We start from the raw sequence: 807 nt of genomic DNA, 5'->3' as shown, positions 1-807 counted from the left end.
GGCGGTACAGAATATGTGCCAACGACATGAGCCACCATGTCGCTTGAGCCTTCTGAATATAAAGCGACCTCGCCCACTATGAGCGTGCGCCCTACTTTTATCAGCGTACACTTAGCAATGATACGTGCTTGGGCGGAGGGTTTACGCAAAAAGTTGATGGTAAGGCTCGTCGTCACGGTCAACGGGACGATGCCTATTTTACCCAGTATCGCCACATAGATGGCGACATCAGCGATACTCATTAATACTGGCCCAGAGACCGTACCACCTGGGCGCAGCTCGTCTATGCCAATATCATGGGCTAAAGTCGCACCGCTATCATCTACGGCTTCGATGATACATTTGGTCTGAGGAAACTCCGATGTTATAAACGCGACGATTTCTTCTTTGGTTGCAGACATATATCTTCCTTGAGTTTGGTTGTTATTTCCCTGTCTGTTCTTTATTAAACAGTCTTTTTCTCAATCATCATAACAAATTTTTAAATCCACACCTTTAAATCTCCTCTATCGACACCTTTGCTATTTTTACGCCGCCCCAGGTGACAAGCGCGACGCCAATACCAATTAAAGAGGCGCCCAATAACAACCCTTCAGGCGGCGCTTCGCCTTGTAAAAAGATAGCCACAGGGACACCAACGATCGCCCCTACTGCGCCTAACAAGCTCAATAAAACGGGTCCGCCTGTTTTTTGTAGTAAAAACAGTAGTAAAAATTGACCAGCAAAAATTAATGCCTGTATAGCGATTAACCAAAGCGACTTAGACTCTGTCAGCGGCACCGCCATTGAAAAGCTAGGCAACATACT

At 46.3% G+C, this 807-nt stretch carries 1 protein-coding gene and 1 pseudogene; both read right to left on the bottom strand.

Going from position 1 to position 807, the window contains the following annotated elements:
• The coding region (locus ACS8FD_RS19095; RefSeq protein WP_439277018.1) for a PaaI family thioesterase at positions 1-401 on the bottom strand (401 nt) is incomplete at its 3' end.
• 94 nt (positions 402-495) lie between these two features.
• A pseudogene (locus ACS8FD_RS19090) lies at positions 496-807 on the bottom strand (EamA/RhaT family transporter); the annotation flags it as partial.

It is taken from the genome of Psychrobacter sp. 1U2 (genome assembly GCF_051847575.1).
This window is presented reverse-complemented; position numbering and strand designations above follow the sequence as displayed.